Genomic DNA, 4880 nt, shown 5'->3' with positions numbered 1-4880 from the left:
AATTCGGTGCTCTGATCTTGTTCGCTTTGCTCCAGAAATCGAGTCAGCAATCAGCAACGATGGGAACTACCAAATATATGTGAATTGAGTGAATGCACGTGTAGCTGACGGGACAAATTCATCAGATATTTTCGAATCGAGACTATCCAGTAATTCGTCCCGTCGCTGTTTCGTGGGTATTGGGAGTGCACCCTCCGCGTCATCTTCGAAAGAGTCTGCTCTGGCAAAAAATAGAGCGTCTGATGTGAGTATTGAAATTAACTGTGGAAGGGAGGTATATCGCCAGATCTTCCGCTCTTCTGGTGGCGTGTTAATTCGAGGATGTGATGCCACATGCATTATTAGACATACCTTCTTCCTTCTACGAATAGTTTATGTGAGTTATCTATCAGAGTCCTACGGCTATAGAGGGTACTTATCTACTTGTGACATATATAATCAACATTCCTTATTATAGATTTTCACTCGATAGTATTGATTTTCATCGATTCCTGCCATAGTGGTTGTAAAAAAGAGTATCAAAAGAGCAATTTTATAACTAAAGAGTGGCAGGGAACTACGCTCAATGAAAGGTATTCAACCTGGTTCTATAGCAATTGTTGTGCAGAACATATTATATATTGTGGAGCATGGTTGGCTTAGAATCAGCGTTGGCCTCTACTGGACTCAAGATACTCGATAAGGAGTTGGTTCAGCGGTTGGATCAGAGAGGAAATGATATTAGAAACCGATTGGGCCGAGATGGTGGATAATGCTTAAATCGACTGGCGGTATCAGTCCACCGGTGTATTTAAACTCCTTATGACAGATTTGCTACCCAATAACCAGCTAGTTTTGCGTCTATAAGGACAGGGAGTGGTACTCGTAAATCGATGGCCTCGGCACTCATAGGGCTCGTCACGACCGGGTGCCGAGTCCGGCTCGGAGCGAGTGGGTCGTCATCGGCCGTGCGAGTCTACGCTCGAGAGCCAGAAGACGGTTTGGATCCTACCGAACGGTCCTCACTCGGCGCTCGAGCCGTCCGCGAAGGCGGTGTTCCACTCGTCGATGAGGTTCTGCAGGCGGTCGGTGCGGCCGTTCGAGAACGTCGCCGGGGCGCGTTCGGTGGCCGTCGGTCGGGTCGTTCGGGTCGTCGGCTGGCTGGGCGTCGGTTCGGTCGGGGTGGTGTGGGGTCGGGTGCTCATTGTCGGTCGGAAGGTCGCGTCGTCGGCGGACGGTGCTGTCGTCGGAGAATCAGGCGAGCGTGCGTACGGGTACGACCGACATCTGTACACCACCCTACTGCACGAACCATAATAAATGTTCATGACCTACCGAATATCGCCGCGGTCGCCTGTCGGCACCTGCCCGCCCGAAGATTATACTCGAGGCCAGCGGACTCGAGCCCACGGATGTCTCTCCCGGTGCCGGACGTCAGCGTCGTCGTCCCCGCCAGAAACGAGGCCGACTACCTCCCCGACTGCCTCGAGAGCATCGCGGCCCTCGAGACCGACTACGTCTCCGAGGTGATCGTCGTCGACGGCGCCTCGAGCGACGGGACCGCCGATATCGCCCGGGCACACGGCGCAACCGTCCTCGAGGGGACGGGCTCGAGCATCGCCGCGGGCCGAAACCTGGGTGGCGAGGCGGCCGCGGGCGAGTGGCTGGCCTTTATCGATGCCGACACGCGCGTTCGCCCGAACTACCTGACCGAGATGCTCGGGTTCGTCGAGCGCGAGAACCTCGCGGCCGCCAGCTCGGCCTGTCGGATGACCGGGCCCCTGCGGGCGAAGCTGATGGAGGCGACGATCAACCACGCCTTCCCGCGCCTCGAACGCCCCGTTCTCCCCGGGTTCAACTTCTTCGTCCACCGGCGGGCCTTCCTCGAGACCGGGGGGTTCCCCGAGGTGCCCAACGAGGACACCGCGTTCAGCCGACGGCTCGGCCGCCAGTTTCCCACGGGCTACCACGACGCGGTGCTCGTCGAGAGCTCCGGCCGGCGGATCGCCGACAGCGGGCTGACGGGGACGCTGTTTCACTACGTCTCCCTCGACGCGGGTCGGCTCCGGGCGTCAGTCTGAGACGGATTGCCGTACCGATGTCCCGGCGCAACCGCGACCCGGGCGGCGGTTGCGCTGGAACTGACGGACAGGAAACCGGACGCGTCGGCAGTCGCGGGGCGGCCGCTTTTGCGGGCCCGGCCCCCATCTCCGGCCGTGACGACGGTTCCACCAGAAGCCGAACGACTGCTCGAGAACGAACCGGTGATGGCTCACTTCGGCACCTGCGTCGACGGGCGCCCCCACGTCGCGCCCGTCTGGTTCCGCTACGAGGACGACACCGTCGAGGTCGTCACAACGGGGCGCAAACTCGAGAACGTCCGCGAGAACCCGAAGGTGTCGCTGTCGATCCAGAACGACGACGACGGCCGCACGCGGTGGACGGTGACGCTGCTGGGCACTGCGACAGTAGTGGAGGACGAGGCCGAGACCGACGCGGCCAGACGCCGGATCAACGAGAAGTACGGCGCGCCCAGCGACGCCTACGAGGAGAACCGGCTCGTTCGGATCGACGTCGGCACGGCGAGCTACCGAACCTACTGAGCGCCGGTCGACGGTCAGCCCTGCTCGGGCGACGGCTCTCGGAGTCCCGGATGGGTCTCGAGCTCCCGGACGTGGCGCATCGTGGCTCGGAGGTCCGGTGGCGCGCCCGGCGCCGCGCGGTCGTCGGCCGCGGACTCCCCGTCGAGTTCCTCGAGCGACTTCGGGAACCGCCGCAGGTCCTTGTGGATCGCGAGCCCGGCGTAGGCGCCGTCACCGATCGCGATCGGCGTCTGGTTCTGCCCGTGGGTGACGTCGCCGACCGCGTAGGCGCCGTCGACGCTCGTCTCCCTGCTCTCGTCGACGTCGATCGCGCCGTCGTCGGCGAGCGCACAGCCCAGCTCGGCGGCGAGATCGGCGTTGTACGCCGTCCCGTACATCGCGAACCCGCCGAGGTAGTCCCGTTCGGTGCCGTCCGAGAACGCGAGCCCGCCGAACCCCGGCGGTTCGTCCGGATCCGAGCTCCCCTCGTAGGCTTCGGTGACGGCGGCGTCGATTCGCTCGAGGGGGTGTGCGCGCAGCTGCTCGTCGGTTTCGTCGCTCCACTCGGGCTCCCGACCGTCCAGCAGGAGGTCGACGTCGGCAGTGAAGTTGAGCATCGTCATCGCGACGTGGGCTGCGCTCTCCGTATGGCCGAGGACGAAGACCGGCCCGTCACCGAGCGCGTACGCGTCGCAGTGCAGACAGTAGTGCAGCCCCCGACCGGTGAACCGCTCGAGTTCCGGCACCTCCGGACTCCGGTCGCGAAACCCGGTCGCGAAGACGATCCTGTCGGCGTCGACGGTCGCGTGGGCCGCCTCGAGCCGAAATCGGGGCTCCTCGTCGCCGATCTCGGTGACGGCCTCGACGGTGTCCGGGTAGAACTCGCCGCCGTAGTGTTCCAGCTGGGCGACCGCGTGGGCCGCCAGCTCGCTGCCGGAGACGGTCTCGGAAACGCCCAGCAGGTTGTGGACGTGGGTGACCGCCGCGTGACGACCGCCTTCCTTCTCGAAGACGGCGGTGCGGTGCCCGAGCCGGGTCGCGTACAGCGCCGTCGTCGGCGGCGGTCCCGCCGGCCTGACGACGGCGACCTCGTAGGAGGGGATCGAGTCGCGCATCGGGCGACCCTCCGCTCCCGACCGTGTTGACGGTGTGGCCCGCACGTGCGCGCGACCCCTGCCGATCGACGACTACTCGAGGCGTTCCCGCGCGGCGGCGACCACCAGCGGGAGCGTGATCGTCGCGTCAGCGTACACCGAGACATTCTCGGCGTCCTTCTCGAGTTTCCCCCACGAGCGGGCCTCCTCGAGGGTCGCCCCCGAGAGCCCCCCCGTCTGCTTGGGATCCATGGTCAGTTGCACCGCGTAGTCGTAGGCGCTGGGCGCGACCAGCATCGTCTGGAGGGTGAAGTTCTTCGGGACGCCGCCGCCGACGACGAAGGCGCCGGCCTCCTCGGCCTCGAACGCGAGGTCGGTCAGGTCGGTCATGTCGGCCAGCGCGTCGAGCGAGAACGGCGAGGTCTGGGAGTACATCCAGGCCTGCAGCCCGAGGACGGAGTCCTGGACCGCGGGACAGTAGATCGGGACGTCGTTCTCGTATGCCGCCGCGGCGATGCCGGGGCCCTCCTCGACGCCCTCGCGTTCGTTGACCGCGGCGTTGGCCCGTCCCAACTCTTCGGTGAGTCGCCGAATCGAGACGACGCCGTCCTCCTCGAGCACCGGAAAGACCTCCTCGCGGAGGTGCGATTCGAACGTCGCGAAGTACTCCTGGGGGAGGTAGACGTTGTAGATCCGATCCACCCCCTCGTCGCGGAGGGTCTCGTCGTGTTCGCGCTCCGTTTTCCCCTCCGCTTGTACGCAGCCGTGGTGGTGTTTCCCGCCGATGGCCTCGATTGAGTCGTGGGTGAGGTTCGCCCCGGTCGTGATCAAGGCGTCGACGTAGCCGTCCCGGATCAGGTCGGCGACGATCCGGCGCATTCCCGTCGGCACCATCGCGCCCGCCAGGCCGAAGAAGACGGTCACGTCGTCGTCGAACATCGCCTCGGTGACGTCGACGGCCTCGTGAAGGTTCGCCGCGCCGACGCCCGCGTTACCGTACTCGTCGGCGAGTTCGCCGACGGTCATCCCCGCGCGAGCCTCGGCGTGGCCCACTGGATCGTGCTCGAACGTCTCCCGCTCGGGCTCGTCGTGTGCGTCCTCGCCGCTGTCGTGCTCGTCGGTCATGTCCTCGGGTCGGCGGTCCAGCGCTTTCAACGCCGCGGTCTCGCCGGTCCCCCTAGCCCCCGCGCCCCGGCCCCGGCCGCGGCCGCGGGGGCGGGGGCTG

5 protein-coding genes are annotated in these 4880 nt (G+C 64.7%); 2 read left to right on the top strand and 3 right to left on the bottom strand.

All coding sequences use genetic code 11. The annotated features are described in order from the left end of the window. Positions 1-1001 precede the first annotated feature (1001 nt). On the bottom strand, positions 1002-1184 hold the full coding sequence (locus tag GWG54_RS08500; RefSeq protein ID WP_167937373.1) for a hypothetical protein: 183 nt from the start codon (positions 1182-1184) through the stop codon (positions 1002-1004). Positions 1185-1391: 207 nt separating this feature from the next. Here GWG54_RS08500 and GWG54_RS08495 point away from each other — a divergent pair, with 207 nt between their 5' ends. Beyond that, positions 1392-2060, top strand: coding sequence for a glycosyltransferase (locus tag GWG54_RS08495; protein WP_167937372.1), 669 nt, complete (start codon positions 1392-1394; stop codon positions 2058-2060). A gap of 135 nt (positions 2061-2195) precedes the next feature. Beyond that, positions 2196-2582, top strand: a complete 387-nt coding sequence (locus GWG54_RS08490; RefSeq protein ID WP_167937371.1) for a pyridoxamine 5'-phosphate oxidase family protein — start codon at positions 2196-2198, stop codon at positions 2580-2582. 14 nt (positions 2583-2596) lie between these two features. Here GWG54_RS08490 and GWG54_RS08485 read toward each other — a convergent pair whose 3' ends face one another. Both GWG54_RS08485 and GWG54_RS08480 read right to left on the bottom strand, forming a co-directional pair. Further along, positions 2597-3676: an NAD(P)/FAD-dependent oxidoreductase gene (locus GWG54_RS08485; protein ID WP_167937370.1), complete on the bottom strand. Its 1080-nt coding sequence runs from the start codon at positions 3674-3676 to the stop codon at positions 2597-2599. 72 nt (positions 3677-3748) lie between these two features. Continuing rightward, complete coding sequence (locus tag GWG54_RS08480) at positions 3749-4780, bottom strand: deoxyhypusine synthase (RefSeq protein WP_167937369.1); 1032 nt, start codon at positions 4778-4780, stop codon at positions 3749-3751. Between the last annotated feature and the right edge of the window lie 100 nt (positions 4781-4880).

It is taken from the genome of Natronococcus sp. JC468 (assembly GCF_012163165.1).
In the GTDB taxonomy this organism is placed as follows: domain Archaea; phylum Halobacteriota; class Halobacteria; order Halobacteriales; family Natrialbaceae; genus Natronococcus; species Natronococcus jeotgali.
Note: the sequence above shows the minus strand (reverse complement) of the source record. Positions and strands in the feature narration are given on the sequence as shown.